The organism is Trichormus sp. NMC-1 (genome assembly GCF_001858025.1).
In the GTDB taxonomy this organism is placed as follows: domain Bacteria; phylum Cyanobacteriota; class Cyanobacteriia; order Cyanobacteriales; family Nostocaceae; genus Anabaena.
In genome coordinates this window covers 699552-716259 of the sequence record NZ_LZQD01000001.1, presented here as the reverse complement: position 1 = coordinate 716259, position 16708 = coordinate 699552, and the positions used below count along the sequence as shown (strand labels likewise).

The window sequence follows — 16708 nt, the reverse complement described above, 5'->3', positions numbered from 1 at the left end:
TTAAAAAGGGAAACTGTCAGAAGTTCGGTATTGTATTGCTGGAAGCCGGTTATGCGATGATGAAGCCATGAACAAAACGGTTGAAGTTCTACCGGATCAACCAGCGCTGGTTGCACGGGCGCTAGATTTGATCTTATCGAAATTGGAAACGGCCATTCAGCAACAAGGAAAATTTACTATTGCCTTATCTGGTGGTAGTACACCTAAGCCGTTGTATGAAGCGATAGGTAATCAAAAGTTGCCTTGGGATAAAATTCATGTGTTCTGGGGAGATGAGCGTTATGTCGCACCAGATCATCCTGATAGCAATGAACTGATGGCACGTCGCGCTTGGCTAGATCGTGTTCCTATTCCAGCAGCAAACATTCATGCTGTACCAACTTTATCAGCCAATCCAGCGGTAGATGCTGCTAAATATGAACAGCATCTGCAAGAATTTTTCCATTCTGCACCAGGAAAGTTCCCCGCATTGGATGTAGTTTTACTGGGAATGGGTGATGATGCCCATACTGCATCATTGTTTCCCCATACAGAAGCGCTTAAAGTATGCGATCGCTTGATTACTGTAGGTAATAAAGACAGTAGTCAGCGCCTTACCTTCACTTACCCATTCATCAACGCTGCTCGTAGTGTGATTTTCTTAGCTGCCGGTGCTAATAAAAGACCTGCTTTAGCCCAAGTCTTCGCACCCGAAGCTGATGATTTCGCTTATCCATCTCGCTTAATTAAACCCCAAGGAGAACTACTATGGCTCCTGGATGCAGCAGCTGGTTTGGAACTGAAACCTTAAAACCTTAAATCAGTCAACAGTGAAGAAACTGATAACTAACCGAAGAGGACGCTCCAGATGGGGAGACGCGGTGACGCGGAGAGATTATCCCCGTGTCCCCGTGTCCCTGTGTCCCTCTTTCTCCGTGTCCCCGTGTCCCCGTGTCTTCTTCAATTCTGCTTGCTAGTACTATATCTTACGATGACCTTGACAAAGGCTTAAATTCATGATCGTCTGCCCTAATTGCAATCATCCCAACCCAGACGGCGCTGTTCAGTGTGAAGCTTGCTATACACCCTTGCCAGCGACTACTAATTGCCCTAGCTGTGGGGCAACTGTGCAGGCAGATGCTGCTTTCTGTGGTCAGTGTGGCTATAACCTACACTCAAACGCTGCAATGGTAGCCACGGCAGTAGCAGCAACCGTTGCTCCTGACATCCCAGTGGAAATACCACCATTGGTTCCACCTGACCCAATGTTAGAACTTTTACAACCTGACGCTTTGGGACTCGGCGCTCCTGCGAACTCGACCCTTCCACCTACAGTAATTTCAGCAGCGCCAGAACCAATACCAACTCCATCACTACCACCTGTAGCCCCACCAGTTGTGGTGGAAATTACCCCCCCACTACCACCTGTAGCCCCACCAGTTGTGGCGCCAGAACCAATACCAACTCCCCCACTACCACCTGTAGCCCCACCAGTTGTAGCGGAAATTACCCCCCCACTACCACCTGTCGCAGCACCAGTTGTGGTGGAAATTACCCCTCCACTACCACCTGTAGCGCCACCAGAACCTGAGCCAGAAACTGAGCCAGAACCAGTTTTTGTGGTTCAATCTGCACCGGAACCGGAACCAGTACTACAAACAGTCACCGCATCGAGAACTCAATTACAGCAAGTTGTGGCGCGGCTATTTCATGTCCAAAGTAATCAGGAAATTGAATTACCGCAAAATCTCTCTGTGGTGCATATTGGTAAGCCTAATGATCGGATTCCTCCCGATATCGATGTAGCTGGATTTCCAAGTTCCGAAATTGTCTCGCGGATTCATGCAGATATTCGCGTTGAGGGAGACGCTCATTATATTGAAGATGTGGGTAGTTCCAACGGCACTTACATTAATAATTTGCCGCTATTACCAGGGAACAGACACCGCTTACGTCCAGGCGATCGCATCAGTCTGGGTAAAGGAGATTTGGTAACGTTCTTATTTCAACTTTCTTAGACAAATAATTCGTAATTCTTAGTTTGTAATTGGTAATTAATAATGAATAATTACCAATTACGAATTCATAATTAGGAACCTAACCAATGAGGGAACCAAAAGATTTTCCACCCTTCCTGACTCAAGAAGCCCCCACCGAAGTTGAACGCATGGGGTTAAATTGGCTTATAGGCGCAGCGATCGCTACTGTATTTTTGTGGCAGTTACCAAACGGCGATTATATTTTATACCCATTTACCATTTTAGCAACTTGGTTTCACGAAATGGGTCACGGCTTGATGGCTATAGCTATAGGGGGAAATTTTCAGAAGTTGGAAATTTTTAGTAATGGTTCTGGTGTAGCTACTTATACTATGCGTTCTACATTAGCTCCGATTGGGCCAGCTATGGTAGCTGCCGCAGGGCCAATGGGTCCACCTATCGCTGGTGCAGCTTTGATTCTCGCTTCTCGCAGTTTTAAAGCAGCTTCTTTGAGTTTGAAGATTTTAGGCGGTTTTTTACTGCTGTCAACATTAATTTGGGTGCGTTCTTGGTTTGGGTTGATTGCAATTCCGGTGTTGGGTATTATTATTCTGGGAATTGCTTTGAAGGCTCCCCGTTGGGTACAAGGGTTTGCAATTCAATTTTTAGGTGTGCAAGCTTGTGTGAGTACCTATCATCAATTAAATTATCTATTTAGCTATAGTGCTGGTTCTTTGGGGCTTTCTGATACGGCTCAAATGCAGCGGTATTTGCTTTTACCTTATTGGTTTTGGGGTGGTTTGATGGCTGTGGCTTCTTTGGTGATTTTAGTCCAAAGTCTACGGGTTGCCTATGGTTCTGATACCGTTTCACTTTAAGATTGATACAAATGGACAGACGCGGGGACGCGGAGAAATAGGGACGCGGGGACGCGGAGAAGTAAGGACGCGGAGAAGCAAAGAAGGAAGAAGATAACTAATCTTTCACTGTTGTTAGTAATAGGACTAAGTTTGGATGTCTTCTATCAGTTTAATAATTTGTCGGTAGTTTTTGATTTTTCCTTGTTGATAATAAAGGTTAGCTGATTTGCGAAAGTCGTCAATGGCATTTTGCTTATCTCCTAAATGTCGGCGAATATTTGCTCGCATTAGATAAGCGGAAGCTGAAGATGGTTGGAGTTTTAAGGCTTGATTTAAGTCTCTTAGCGCTGCTTTTGAGTTTCCTAACCAAAAATGGCTCCGACCCCTGTTAAACCAGTCCTGAGCTACCTGAGAATTGATGATAATTGCCTGGTTGTAATCGACTATTGCTTTTTTATAGTCTTGTAGGGCATAGTAGGCATTAGCGCGATCGCTATAAAATCTGGCCGATTGGGGATTTAACCTTAATGCTTCAGTATAATCTTGGATTGCGCCTACAAAGTCTTTTAAGGCATAGCGGCTCAAACCCCGGTTGTAATAAGCTGTGACTAAATCGGGATTTTGTGCTATTGCTTGGTTATAGTCTGCAATTGCTCCCTGTTCATCTCCTTGCAACCACCGAGTGTTACCCCGATTGCAGTAAGCTTGGGGAAAATGCGGTTCTATTTTGATTGCTTGAGTATGATCTGCAATTGCTGCGGAAAAATCCTCTAAAGCTTGATTAGCAATAGCTCTTCCATAATAAGCATCTGCTAAATTTGAATTTATCTGCAATGCCTGATTATAATCTTTAATTGCGCCTTGATAATCTTCTAGAGAATATCGAGCCGTAGCGCGATCGCAATATCCTGTGGCTAAAGTAGGATTAAGTTGTATTTGTCGATTGCTATCTTCTATTGCACCTTGATAGTCTCCCAATCGCTGACGCGCATTAGCCCGAAAACCGTAAACTACATCTAGGGTAGGATTTTCTTGCAATGCTTGGTTAAAGTCTTGAATTGCTGCTTCATCATCTCCCAAAGTACTCCGCAGCAAACCCCGTTGGTAGTATGCTTGAACATCATCAGGATTGAGTTTGATAGCTTGGTTAAAGTCTTGCATGGCTTTGTCATATCTGGCAAGATGACAAAAAAGCAAAGCTCGGTTGTAGTAAGCTTCCGCAAAGTTAGGTTTTAGATCTATTGCTTGATTATAATCTGCGATTGCACCCTGATATTCTTGAAGAGCGTAACGGGTATTACCACGATTATGATAAGCTTCGGCAAAGTTGGGATTTAAGGCTATTGCTTGATTATAATCTGCGATCGCTTCTGTATATTGACCGATACTATGGTAAATATTACCCCGATTGCTATAAGCTACGGCAAAATTAGGATAATACTCCAAAGCTTTGTTGATATCTGCAATAGCTTCCTGATAACTCCCGCGATTAAAATTAGCTAACCCCCGTCCATGGAAAGCCTTAGCAATATCGAAATTGAAATTCGACTCCAATTGAGTACTATTATCTATTGCTTGCTGATAATCTGCGATCGCTTTTTCATATTCTTCTAAAACCAAGTACAAATTTCCCCTTCCTTGGTAAGCTTGAGCTAGTATGGGTTCTAACTCTATTGCTTGGTTAAATAGCGCAATAGCTCCTTGAAAATCCCCTCCTAACTTTTTCTTTAATCCCTGATTTATCAACTCTTCAGCATTCATGTAATTTTTTGTGTGATTAATACCAATTCTCTATGAAGATGCACCTACTTATTTTGGAACATAGCGAATTATCTTAATAAAATCTCTGCGTACCTTTGCGCTAACCTCCGCGTACCTTTGCGTTTATAGCAGTTTTCATGTATTTGTACCACACGCTAATTTTTCTATTCCTTTCTTCCTTTGCGTCTTTGCGCCTACTCTTCGAGATCGCGTTCGCGTAGCGTTTCGCAGAAAAGCGCGATTGCGTGAGATATAAAATGTGGTTCATTTACCCGAAAATCGCTGTAAAAAAGTTGAATTTTGAATTGTTTAAGTAGCAGCAACTTCTAATCGCCCACCCTTCAATTCTAAAACACAATCAACACCTTGCAAATGATTTAACATCAACTCATCTCTTTGCTGCCAAACTGCAAAGATTTTTGCTCTACCATCTATTAATGATTCTAAATCAATTTTATAAACATTATTTACCTGTTTCAGCCGCAAACCCAACAAATTTAATATGCGGCTAATGATCTTAATTCCAGAAACAACCTCATTACCTCTCACCAAATCAATACCCAAAGCTCTTTTAATATGTTTACTATTCTGAACAGCAACATTTTTTAGCCAAATTAAATCAGCGTCACTTTCACTAAACAGTCTTTCTGGTTCCAAAAACTGGAGCATTCCTAAAGCTATCATAGCCTCTACTTTCAGAGTATAAGTCCTTAAATCTGGCAGAAAAACCTTACCCTCACCCCAAGATAATTGCTGATACCATTCTTGCTCATCTCTGACATGAAAATATTCACTTTCATGAGTTAGATAATAGTGAATTAGCAATTGTCCATAATATCCTTTATCATCTTGTAACTTCAACAGCGGAGTAACTTTAACTCCATATCTTTGTCTGAGGATATATTTATTAATTTCTTGACGTTCGGCTTCACTCAGAGAATGCTTACTCAATAGTTGTTCATATTCCACATAATCAATATCTTTCGCATTAGCAACAGCAGTTGCAGCGCATAATTGATTGTGGATTTTAATATCTTGAATTTTGCGTTTTATGTCTTTAGCCTTTTGGCGACTTTGCGCCCAATCTTTCTGCACTTTCACAATTTCTACAATTAACCTTTTTCGGGTTTCTACATCACTAGAATCCGTTGCATAAAATGCCAAACGTAAATCCCGAAGAATATTATTTTGAACGGCATTACTCCGCATCTGGATGTGATGCCCATCTGTAATTAAACCATCTTGCATCGATTGACGATAAAGACGAATAGAAGCATTTACTCTAGCAGATAATTTAGCCCAAGTTCTTAAATGAATTGGATCATAAACCAAAGGTAAATCAACATCTATTTTATGTAAATGACTCAGCAAAGCCAAGTTTTCTTTTTGATTTTCCTGATACCAATAAGATAACAACCGATAATTTGTACTTCCGCTACCAATTAAGCCAATACCGCGTTTAGCACACCAAACAACTCGCGGTACATCATCCCGGACTCTAGCTAAAGCTTGTCGTGCTTCTGAGTCAGGAATTACCCCTTGAAAAATCCCATAAACCCGGTCAAAATGTTGGACATCAATACTAATTCCTGTCCCCAAACTAGGAGTAACAAAAACAGTTTCATAATCAGTTATTTTTTGATTAATAGCACCTATAAAATCAACCGCTGCATGACCAGGTGTATTAGTAGTATGGCTACTAACTACCAATGTGTTAGGAAATTCTTTTCTCAATTTCTGTAATCTTTGTCTTAAGTAACCTTCAATAGTTTCACAACTGTAACGTCCAGTCCGACTATCTGTAGTCACATAACATTTACGTCCAGCAATTAAATCTAATTCTAGTTGATGAATTAAAGGAGTTGGGTTAGGAGAATCATAAAAAGTCACATCCCAACCTTGCTGAGGTTTCCATTCATTGACAACTACCCAAGGAGTTAATTTTATTCCTGATAATCCTTGTAAATATTCTAGTGAAACATCTGATAAATCTGCATCTTGGGCAATTACTAAACCCCCAGTTTTTAAAACTGTAGAAATCAGGTCTTGGAATAATTTAAGAATTCTTACCCGCTTTTGTTTACAAGTATTACTATTGAGTAAATGCCATAAAGATTGTTCGACTTCATCTAAAATAATTATTGCACCCTGCCAATCTTCTGGCTTCAGTTTCCAAATAGAATCAATACATAAACCGAAAGATTGAGTAATTGGTAGTTCAGGTTCATTTTCCGCAAACCATTCTGTTTTATTTATTCCCCAATTAATCCCGATCTTTTCACACAAAAACCGCCCTAACAAAATTCTGTGAGTAATTAATAAAACTGGTTGATTACGATTTTTGGCTTTAGTAACAACAGCTTGCAATCCTGTGGTTTTACCTGTGCCTTTAGCTGATTTAACTCCCACTAAACCAGAGGTAGGAAAAGGTAATTCACCTAAATAGGGAACATTCACAGTTAATGCAGCCGAAATTGTTAAATCTGTGTGAGGTTTGGTTTGGGCAAGATAAATTTCTAAATCCACACTTTGGCGATAAACTTTATCGAAACTGATTGCACCTTTGGCAACGATAAACTCATCAACGCCTTTTTCTTTTCCTGGTAGTTCAACAACTTTTACAGAACAGTTTTCTTGTTGAAATAAACAACCAAGTTGGGAAATAGCATTATTAACAGCAGCAATTTTTTTAGCTTGAATTTCAAAATCAAAACAAATATAAAAATTACGTTTAGTTTTAGCGAATATAGCTAAATCAGGTATTAATTGACGACGAGTAACTTTACCAAATTCATCTTTAATAACTCGATAACCACTGGTAATTCCTGGAATAGCAATAGCAGCATATCCTTGTGTTAATAATGCGGCTGCTTTTTTCACACCTTCGCAAATAATGATCGCAATATTAGATGCCATTACCCATTGCCAAAAACCGATTGCTTCGCCATCTTCGGTAATGTTAATATTGTCAGGCATTGCAATTTGATAACGTTGGGAAACTTGCTGCCAAATTTGCAATGTCACCCGCAAACAAAACACCCGCGTTGGTGTGCTGGGGGGATGTTCATATTTAATGGATTTGCCGTTTTGATTTTGTCGGGGTTGACTGGGTTTAAAGCATCCCCATTCCATCATTTGCCAATTGTTAAGAGGGTCTCGTCCAGAACACCACCAACCACCTTCTGTAATGTGGCTGTAACGCTGTAACCAGCCGTTTTTTATCATGCCAGTATTGGTGCGAGGCAGTTGATCGGAAATCAACAGATATTCATAGGCATTCACGCCTTGAAGCGATTTAAAATTTAATTGAGCTATGTGTAAAGAAATACCATTGCCCTTGACTAATTCTTCAAGGTGTTGGGGGTGTAAATAATGCAGATGCATGGGCAGAGGCGGTAGAGGAAGACAACGAAATTAAAACCTTAACACGCATCTGCTGATTTTCTATAGAAGAATTGGCGTTATTTTTATGATACTTTTATTACATTGTTTTGAGAGATACTTCGGTGAATACACAAATTGGTGATTTGGGCGGTTGAATGGTGGAAATAATAAGTTTGTATTGTAATATTTATCTGCTATAAATTTTTATTTATCAGTAAATATTCTATTTGGGAAATAGTAGAAATGTACTCCTAACCTGTAATAGCGGAATTTGTCAAGGTGTAATAGCTGTCAAGTTAATTGTAATAATTTTTACTAAAAGTTTATTAAAAGGGATATAAAAATATATCATTGGGATGATTTACAACTTTACGTAATATTTCGCTGAAATAAACAACTTCATAATTAGGTGCAAGTTCTTTTTGCAGTTGCTTCCACAAACTAATACCTTCTTGTTCAAAAGCCGTTTTTTCTTCTGCACTGAAACCTATTGAATTACCAGGATCTTCCCAGTTCAATTTTGCATCATAAATATCTGCCCATTTTTCCAACCTGGTAATAGTTTCTTGATTTAGTGGTAATGTTTCTGGGTTAATATCTCCAGCTTTATCAGAATTTACCCACCATAATGGGTAACATTCATAATCAGCCATGAGTTTGATTCTTTCGGCTTTAAACAGCATCTATCAATTCAAAATGAATTTTTCTTACCAACTACTCTAGCAGCTTTATCAATCGTCTCTAAGGTAACAGAATGATTATCAGGAGATAAAAGTCTATCAACAGATGATCTACTTGTTTTCATTTTCTCAACCATTGCTGTTTTAGTAATATTTTTCTCAGCCATTGCTGTTTTAATTTGCCAAGCAATTACTCTTTTAATAGCTATTAAATTTATTTCTTCTAATGTTCCTTCTTCTTCTAAAAACGCATCAAGAGAAGAACCAATATAAGGATTTTTTGTCATATTTACGCCTCCATTTTCAGAATTATACTCTACCTTCAATAATAGCTAAACCCCATGCTAATTGATGTAAGTATTTGGCATTAATACTAACAAGCTCTTGAGCAAGAGGTGATTTAGGAGCATTAGGTTTTCCATAATCTTGAAAATTTGTGGTGATAAAGCAAATATTCTGATGGAAATTTTTATTTCTCAATTGCTTACCGATATCTAAAAAAGCCGCAAATATCTGACAGTCTTTAGCTGAATTTTTACCTCTTTGAGCAGGAGCATCACATTTATTAATTCTCTTCATTGCTTCTACATAATGAGAATCATCTATTGCTATTTTCTCACATTTATCTAGGAGACTTTTGGAAAGATTTCCCAGATGTTCAGGGAGATTTAGCGTTTTTATTATTTGTCCAAAATTATGGTTAAAATCAAAGATAATATTTGCAGCATTAACCATTTTTTCTCTTTTTAGTTCTGCATTTTTTATTTCTTCTGTAAGTTCCATTTTGACATTTTCTATATTTTCTTTCCATTCTGTATAGACAATTTCATTTGTCACTAACCATACACTACGATTATTTGCTTCTGCTTTACGAATTAATTCTAAAGATGCTGATATCTCATTAGTACATATCTTATCTCTAAATGGAGAACGGATAATATCTAAAATTATGCAAGTGTCTAAAAATAAAACTGGTGCAGGTGCAGAAATAATAATTTCACTTAGCTCTGTTGAACTAATAAACATTCGTTATTGTCCTTTTGTATAGTTCAACAAAGCATCTGCAAATTCGTATTCTGTGACTAATTTATCTACTGCTTCTTTTGACCATCCTTTTTCAATTAAGGATACACTCAATAAATTAGGATCTAATTTTACACCTTTAGCATTCACTTTTAGGATGAAATCAAACCATCTTTTTCTATCTAAAGGATGTGAGGTGATGGTAAATTTATTGGCACAAGCAGAAAATTGATTTAATAATGCTGCTGCATCATTACCGATCAGATTTTCAATAAATTCTTGATCGTTTGTTAGTTCTGTGGTTACAGGAGTATTTTTAATGGCAGGTTGGACAATTTTTTCAAAAAAATCTACTAAAATTTGATTGTATTCATCAACAGATAATTGACCTTTTTCTGTTGGTACAATGTTAGATACAAACCAAGTATTTGTATCTTTCTGAAAAAGTATTAAACCAGCAGATTCTAAACCATCTCCTATTGTATGCTCAAAACAATAGGCTTTTTCTTCTAATAGAACTGCGTTTTTTTCACGTTCGTAAGCTCTTGACCAATTGTTTGTACAATTATCGGTTAAATATTTGATTAATTGGTCAATATCATAGTTATTTAGGTATATATATAAATCTCTAAACTTTTTCATGGTGATTGTAATAAGGAACAATTACTAAAAATAGAATAGCATATTTTTTATTCATGATGATAGAATACCTAAGTATAGCGTAGCTAAATGTTCGACTCGAACGTCAACAACCCACCATCAATGCTTTGAGTATTCTGGGGGTCGTTAAAACAGCCCTAGTTGACCAGTACGGCTTAGGAAACTAAGCAGCCGTTACAAGTAAGTGTTAAAGTTCCTACTCCGGGATGCGTTGCCAGTTCCGTGACCCTAGAACCAAATAGTTAAACAGCCATTTGGGAGGCAGTGCTATTTGGAAAGTACCGACTTGTAACAACGTCGAGGCTAACATCACCCAGAAATGGAGGGACTTATGTCCAAAATTTTTCTAATTGATACAGCAAAAAGACCACTAAATCCAATTCACCCCGCTCAAGCGAGGCAGATGCTAAGAAATGGCAAAGCTGCTATTTTTAGACGTTTTCCATTTACTTTAATTCTGAAAACAGAGCAACCAGAAACACTTGTTGACAAACTGCGAATTAAAATTGACCCTGGTGCAAAAACTACAGGTTTAGCATTGATTAATGATTTAAGTGGTGAAGTTATATTTGCAGCAGAATTACAACATCGTGGTTTTGAAATTAAGCATCTCTTAACATCTCGTAGCCAACTAAGGAGAAGTCGCAGAAGTCGTAAGACTCGTTACCGTGCGCGAAGATATAAAAACCGTAGCCGTAAAGAAGGATGGTTAGCACCAAGCCTGCAAAGTCGAGTTGATAACATATTAACTTGGGTGTCTCGGCTGAGGAAATTTGCTGAAATTGGTGCGATTAGCCAAGAGTTAGTTAAGTTTGATACTCAAATAATGCAAAATCCAGAAATCACAGGTAAAGAATATCAACAAGGCACTTTAGCAGGATACGAAACACGAGAATATTTACTGGAAAAGTGGGGTAGAAAATGTGCTTACTGTGATACAGAAAATGTGCCTTTGCAAGTTGAGCATATATGTCCTCTAGCAAAAGGAGGTAGTAATAGAATATCAAATCTAACTTTGAGTTGTGAAAAATGCAATGTCAAGAAAGGGACTAAATATATTAAAGATTTTCTAAAAAAAGACCCCCAACGATTAGATGCTATTTTAAAACAAGTTAAAAAACCATTAGCTGATACTGCTGCTGTGAACACAACTAAGTATGCTTTATTAAAAAGTTTGGAAGCCACTGGTTTACCTGTAGAAACAGGCAGTGGTGGATTGACAAAATTTAATCGAACTCAGCAAGGATTAAAAAAGACTCATTGGATAGATGCAGCTTGCGTTGGTCAATCTACACCGCGTTTAATTGCTAAAAATATTAAACCTTTATTAATCAAAGCTGAAGGAAACGGAAACCGTAAATTATGTATAACTGATAAGTTTGGTTTTCCAAAAAAACATCGCCCAAGAAAAAAATTACATTTTGGTTTTCGTACTGGTGACATTGTGAAAGCTGTTGTGACTAAAGGTAAAAATGTAGGTAGTTATATTGGTAGAGTAGCTATACGTTCTAATGGTAGTTTTGATATCTCCATCAAAGATAGACATAAAAAGCAAGGGGTTAGTTATAAATATTGCCAAACAGTTCACAGAAAAGATGGTTACAGTTATCTATTCTAATATCAGGCAGTAGTGTGATTTATAAATAAAACTAACAGACTAATATTAAAATTCTGTCTCATTTATCAACAACTTTAATAATTTTTATCTGATGATTAAAAATCATGAAATTAAGAGGGAAAGATCATTAATGAATCTTTACCCCTTAATCTTCTTAACCAACCCCCAAACCTACGCTCCTACAGACTCCTTCGCAGCATACAACACCTCAGCCGAGATATCTTTAAACCCACGTTCACGGGCAAACTTTTCGGTATTTCGCTTCACTTTCCCGCGCACAAAACCAGGAATCTTATTCAATTCTGCTTGTCCATCTTTTGTCCAATTCAAACCAGATTCCGCAGAAATTCCTTTGGTAATTACTTCCTTTGTATCGTGTCCACCAAAGATTTCTAACAGGTGATCTTCCATTCCCAAAGTGAAGGAATTGTAGATTAAATCTGTGATTTGGTTTGTACCTTCATAACCCATAAATGGTTTGTAACCAATGGGGAAATTCTGCACGTGAATAGGTGCTGCAATCACACCGCAAGGAATATCCAAACGTTTACCAACGTGACGTTCCATCTGTGTACCAAATATAGCAGAAGGTTCAACGCGAGCGATCGCATCCCCAATTTCACCATGATCATCTGTAATTAATACTTCATCGCAATATTCGCTCACCTGTTCTCTAAACCAGTCAGCATCATATTTGCAATAAGTACCCGCCCACACCACATGAATCCCCATTTCCCGCGCGAGAATCTTCGTTAAAGCCGCCGCATGAGTATTATCACCAAAAACCACCGCTTTCTTCCCTGTCAAGTTCTGACAGTCAATAGAACGGGAAAACCAAGCCGCTTGGGATACGTGCAGAGTTTGTTCATTAATGAAGTCTTCGTAATCAACCTCACCACCTTGGGCATTAATTACCTGCTGAATTTTGCGGATACATCTTGCAGTTTCCACAACACCCATCGGCGTAATATCTACGTAAGGAGTCCCGAATTCTTCTTCTAAATATTTAGCTGTTGTTAACCCAAGTTCACGGTACGGAACTAGATTAAACCAAGCTTGAGGCATACTTTTTAACTCGTGTACCGAAGCACCTTCAGGAATGACAGTATTTACTTCAATTCCCAAATCAGCCATTAACCGCTTCAGTTCGGTACAGTCGTGGTTGTTGTGGAAACCAAGGGTAGAAATACCAAAGATGTTAACCGAGGGTTTAGCTGTTTTTCCTGTTGGGAGTTCGCCCTTTTTGCGGGCTTTCTCAATGTAATATTGAACGATTTGTTGTAGAGTCCGGTCTGCGGCTTGTAGTTCGTTGTAGCGGTAATGGTTCACGTCCGCCAGCATTACGTCACCTTTTGCTTCCAACTGCGCCCTTTCCACAAAGTTGTGTAAGTCCTCTTGCAAAATACTGGAAGTGCAGGTAGGAGTTAAGACAATTAAATCTGGGTGTTCTTCAGCATCTTTGCGAGTGATGTTGTCTACCACCTTTTCTTGAGAACCTCTCGCTAAAACGTTTCTGTCAACAACGCTGGTTGTAACTGGGGTAAAGTTCCTCTCCCGCGATAGCATGGAACGCATGACGTTAAAGTAGTCATCACCTAGAGGGGCGTGCATGATTGCGTGAACGTTTTTAAAAGAACTAGCAATCCGCAAAGTACCAATGTGTGCGGGACCCGAATACATCCAGTAAGCTAACTTCATCCTGTGTTCTCCCTTGACAAGTCAAATAACTATAAGTGCTTGATTATTAAATCGTTTCTGATTTTCTCAAACCTAACCGCTATGAACAAATAAGGTTTGTTGCGAGGTTATTTGATGCGGGAGGCGGTAAGACCTAGTTGCTGACTGGGTTATGGCTGTTGATTTAAACAATATTGATGTTGTTTAAGTAAATAAATCTTAATGATTTGACAAATATTTTGATTAATTTTTAGCACTCACCTAAATAGAGCTTTACAAAAAAAGGGAACTCTTAACTCTTAACAGATAAGAAACTTTAGTTCTGAGTTTAAAGCTCAGTCAAAAAAAAAGATGTTTTTTTGTGCTACGCATCTCAAAAAACAGTGTCATTATTTCAATCTCATGTTTTTAAACATGAGTTTTTTCTGTTAAGAGTTAAGAGTTAAGAGTTCCCTCTGAATTTAGATATACAGCACTTCCCGGTGTTAAAATGCAATGTCAAGCCCACCCCCAACCCCCTCCCCGCAAGCGATGAGGGGGCTAAGATGTACTTCATAAGAGCGGAAACCGCTGTATAGGACTCCTATTTGAATTTTGTTGGCGCAGCCTGCGCTTTGCGCTTACAAAACTCCGTATACCTTGATTCCTTCTTCTCCGTTCCCTGTTAAGAGTTCCCTACCTCTACGAGTAAATATGCCTACGGCACGCTACCGCGAACAGAAACCAAACCGGATTCCTATATATTTCAAAAAATCTTTCTTTGGGTAGTAGAGTTATTGTCTCAAAAAACAAGATGGTTAGCGGTAGGAGGGTAGAATGCGTCAACTCATTATCCAAGTGCCACGGGGAAATGGAAAAGCTGTTATCGATATTGCCAAATCTCTTTAGTTGATGTCAACTTGCTAGAAACACCTGCTAGTAAACAATAAAACCAATACTTTAAAATTCGACATTAAATTACGAATTACGAATTAATCTCATGAGTAGTCTGAAGCTTTCAGAAAAACAAGCCCTAGAAAAAGAACGTAATGAAGTTTTGCAGCAGTTGGAAGATTGGCTAGAAATTCCCATGCTGGTGCTGGGCTTTGTATGGCTAGCACTATTCATCATCGAGATCATCTGGGGATTAAACTCTTTACTGGAAGCCTTTAGCATCACTATTTGGATTATTTTTATATTAGATTTTCTACTTAAACTAGCGATCGCTCCTCATAAACCTGACTATATCAAAAGCAACTGGCTAACAGCTATTTCTTTGGTGTTACCAGCACTGCGTACTTTTCGGATTATACGGCTGGTACGGATATTAAGAACAGCACGGGCTGTGCGAAGTTTACAATTGTTGCGAGTTATGACTCGTACTAACCGAGGAATGCGGGTTTTAGGAGCAAGTATTAGCCGTAGAGGATTTGGTTATGTTGTGGCATCAACAATGATTGTTACTTTAATAGGAGCAGCAGGGATGTATACATTTGAAAACGAAGTTCCTGTGGAATCAGGGCTGCACAATTACGGCACTGCTTTTTGGTGGACAGCAATGCTAATGACAACAATGGGTTCTGATTATTGGCCCAAAACGCCCGAAGGTCGGGTGCTTTGTTTTTTCTTAGCATTATATGCGTTTGCCGTATTTGGTTATGTGACTGCAACTCTGGCAACGTTTTTTATCGGTCGTGATGCTGATGATGACGAAGCAGAATTAGCTGGAGCGAAATCAATTCAAATGCTTCAGAGTGAAATCGCAGCATTGCGCGGGGAGATTCAAGAATTATTGCATCAAAATCCTGAGCGTTGACGTTAGCAAAAATTAACTAGTGAGGAAAGTTCATGAATGCAGAAATATCCACAGCTTGGGATAAGATTCAAAGCATGATTAACGGTTTGATAGCTTTGCTACCGAATATTGTATTAGGGTTAATTGTCTTCATCTTCTTTTTGTTTATTGCTGGCAGAATTAAGGTACTGGTCAAGCGGTTAACTCGCAATCACCGTTCTGCGCGAAATCTCGGACTAGTTCTAGGAAGGTTAGCCCAAGGGCTAACAATTTTGATTGGGTTGTTTATCGCCCTTTCCATTGTGATTCCTACATTTCAAGCTGGTGATTTGATACAACTTTTGGGAATTAGTGGTGTGGCAATTGGTTTCGCTTTCCGCGATATTTTGCAAAACTTCTTAGCTGGAATTTTAATTCTGCTGACTGAACCTTTTCAACTTGATGACCAAATTGTTTTTAAAGGATTTGAGGGAACAGTTGAAAATATCCAAACAAGAGCCACAACAATCAGAACCTACGACGGTCGGCGGATTGTCATTCCTAACTCGGAATTGTTTACTAATTCAGTAACTGTAAACACTGCCTTTGATAACCGCCGATTAGAGTACGATGTCGGCATTGGCTACGGCGATGACATTGACTTAGCCAAACAGTTGATGTTAGACGCAATGCTTAGTGTAAATGAGGTTTTAAGATATCCCGCTCCTGATGTACTAGTCATGGAACTTGCCGAAAGCACTGTTAACATCCGGGTTCGCTGGTGGGTTCATCCACCACGACGGATAGACGATCTGAGATCACGGGACAAAGTGCTGTCTGCAATTAAGCAAAAGCTATATGTTGAAAACGGCATTGATTTGCCCTACCCAACACAACAAATTCTATTTCATGACCAGACTGAAGAGACGGATGGCGATCGCTCCCGTCAGCGTGAAGGTTGGCCAGCAGGTAAAGGTGAAGTACCGAAGCCTCGCCGCATTAGCGATTCCCTTCGGTTACTTGCTCAAGTGCGCTCCTTTGAAGATAACAACGGTAAAGTAGATTCTCAAACCAACGAATAATGAGAAATGTCAAGATAAGCAAACTGTGGGATCAGCTGCACTCAAGTTACTGGTTCATACCAGCAGTGATGGCGGTAGTCGCTACTGCTTTAGCTTTCACAATCCTTAATCTTGACCGCACAGGCAAGGTAGACATTGATTATTGGTGGGTTTACACTGGTGGAGCAGATGGAGCGCGATAGCGAAGCTGACCGAAGGTATCGCTGTATAAACTTTCCAATTGTGCAAAATCAAGACTAAAATGTGAGCATT

General features: G+C 39.1%; 13 protein-coding genes and 1 pseudogene. 7 read left to right on the top strand and 7 right to left on the bottom strand.

Going from position 1 to position 16708, the window contains the following annotated elements:
- The first annotated feature begins 67 nt into the window (after positions 1-67).
- From pgl to A9Y75_RS03140, 3 genes are all read left to right on the top strand, one after another.
- Positions 68-790: a 6-phosphogluconolactonase gene (pgl, locus tag A9Y75_RS03150; protein WP_071188101.1), complete on the top strand. Its 723-nt coding sequence runs from the start codon at positions 68-70 to the stop codon at positions 788-790.
- 205 nt (positions 791-995) lie between these two features.
- On the top strand, positions 996-1997 hold the full coding sequence (locus A9Y75_RS03145) for an FHA domain-containing protein (RefSeq protein WP_071188100.1): 1002 nt from the start codon (positions 996-998) through the stop codon (positions 1995-1997).
- Positions 1998-2083: 86 nt separating this feature from the next.
- On the top strand, positions 2084-2836 hold the full coding sequence (locus A9Y75_RS03140) for a M50 family metallopeptidase (protein ID WP_071188098.1): 753 nt from the start codon (positions 2084-2086) through the stop codon (positions 2834-2836).
- 126 nt (positions 2837-2962) lie between these two features.
- Here A9Y75_RS03140 and A9Y75_RS03135 read toward each other — a convergent pair whose 3' ends face one another.
- The 6 genes from A9Y75_RS03135 to A9Y75_RS03110 form a co-directional block, all read right to left on the bottom strand.
- Positions 2963-4579 carry a tetratricopeptide repeat protein gene (locus A9Y75_RS03135; RefSeq protein WP_071188096.1) on the bottom strand — a complete coding sequence of 539 codons (1617 nt, stop codon included), beginning with the start codon at positions 4577-4579 and terminating at the stop codon, positions 2963-2965.
- 309 nt (positions 4580-4888) lie between these two features.
- Positions 4889-7963, bottom strand: a complete 3075-nt coding sequence (locus A9Y75_RS03130) for a plasmid replication protein, CyRepA1 family (RefSeq protein WP_071188095.1) — start codon at positions 7961-7963, stop codon at positions 4889-4891.
- Positions 7964-8289: 326 nt separating this feature from the next.
- Positions 8290-8646, bottom strand: coding sequence for a hypothetical protein (locus A9Y75_RS03125; protein WP_071188093.1), 357 nt, complete (start codon positions 8644-8646; stop codon positions 8290-8292).
- An 8-nt stretch (positions 8647-8654) separates the two neighbouring features.
- On the bottom strand, positions 8655-8930 hold the full coding sequence (locus A9Y75_RS03120) for a helix-turn-helix transcriptional regulator (RefSeq protein WP_236721315.1): 276 nt from the start codon (positions 8928-8930) through the stop codon (positions 8655-8657).
- A 22-nt stretch (positions 8931-8952) separates the two neighbouring features.
- Positions 8953-9669, bottom strand: a complete 717-nt coding sequence (locus A9Y75_RS03115) for a PIN domain-containing protein (RefSeq protein ID WP_071188090.1) — start codon at positions 9667-9669, stop codon at positions 8953-8955.
- Positions 9670-9672: 3 nt separating this feature from the next.
- Complete coding sequence (locus tag A9Y75_RS03110; protein WP_071188088.1) at positions 9673-10308, bottom strand: hypothetical protein; 636 nt, start codon at positions 10306-10308, stop codon at positions 9673-9675.
- Between the two features lie 349 nt (positions 10309-10657).
- On the opposite strand from A9Y75_RS03110, the gene iscB reads away from it, so the two are divergent.
- Entirely contained in the window at positions 10658-11944 is a 1287-nt protein-coding gene (gene iscB / locus A9Y75_RS03105; protein WP_071188086.1) for an RNA-guided endonuclease IscB, read from the top strand.
- 171 nt (positions 11945-12115) lie between these two features.
- Here iscB and bchB read toward each other — a convergent pair whose 3' ends face one another.
- A complete protein-coding gene (bchB, locus tag A9Y75_RS03100) occupies positions 12116-13642 on the bottom strand; it encodes a ferredoxin:protochlorophyllide reductase (ATP-dependent) subunit B (protein WP_071188085.1) in 1527 nt (508 codons plus the stop codon).
- A gap of 958 nt (positions 13643-14600) precedes the next feature.
- On the opposite strand from bchB, the gene A9Y75_RS03095 reads away from it, so the two are divergent.
- From A9Y75_RS03095 to A9Y75_RS03085, 3 genes and pseudogenes are all read left to right on the top strand, one after another.
- Positions 14601-15416 (top strand): ion transporter, encoded by an 816-nt coding sequence (locus tag A9Y75_RS03095; protein ID WP_071188083.1) that lies wholly within the window; start codon positions 14601-14603, stop codon positions 15414-15416.
- Positions 15417-15448: 32 nt separating this feature from the next.
- A complete protein-coding gene (locus tag A9Y75_RS03090) occupies positions 15449-16456 on the top strand; it encodes a mechanosensitive ion channel family protein (protein ID WP_071188082.1) in 1008 nt (335 codons plus the stop codon).
- Positions 16456-16635 (top strand): annotated as a pseudogene (locus tag A9Y75_RS03085) (DUF2254 domain-containing protein); the annotation flags it as partial. The gene A9Y75_RS03090 and the pseudogene A9Y75_RS03085, both read left to right, overlap by 1 nt.
- Positions 16636-16708: the final 73 nt, after the last annotated feature.